We start from the raw sequence: 631 nt of genomic DNA on the forward strand, positions 1-631 counted from the left end.
CAGGCGTTGGATCTTCTTGTGGTTCACCACCCACCCCTCGGCGCGGGCGTCGTGATACGCCCGCCGATACCCGTAGCGGGGATGGTCCTTCGCCCAGGCGCGCAGCCACTCCCTGAGCGCCCGATCCGGGTCCGCGACCGTGTCGCCCTTGAGCGGTCGCCGGTACGCGGAGCGGCTCAGCCCGACCAGACGGCACGCCATCCGTTCGCTCACCCGCAACTTGCGCTTGAGGTGATCGACGGCGGCGCGGCGCCTGTCCGGGCTTAGAAGTTTCCCTCAGCCAGCTCCTTGAGCGCGGCCTTCTCCAGCTCCGCTTCCGCGAGCAGACGCTTCAGGGTCGCGTTCTGCTTCTCCAGCTCCTTCAGGCGCTTTGCGTCGTCGGCCTTGAGGCCGCCGTACTGGTTCCGCCACCGGTAGTACGTCTGCTCGGACACCCCGAGCTCCCGGCACACCGCCGCGACGTCCTGACCATCGGCGAGCATCCTGTCGGCCTGCCCGAGCTTACGGACGACCTGCTCGGGGGTGTGACGCTTCCTGCTGTTCGTCATGATCTGACCAGTCTCCCTGCCCGCGACCGCGGGCAACAGGACGACTCTCATAACGACTGGACCTACGAAACGGGGTCAGCCCA

The 631-nt window shown here is 67.5% G+C and carries 1 pseudogene; it reads right to left on the reverse strand.

The annotated features are described in order from the left end of the window. Window positions 1-548, reverse strand: a pseudogene (locus ACZ1IK_RS11230) (transposase); the annotation flags it as partial. Window positions 549-631: the final 83 nt, after the last annotated feature.

The sequence above is a fragment of the Micrococcus sp. CS26 genome, from assembly GCF_055522295.1.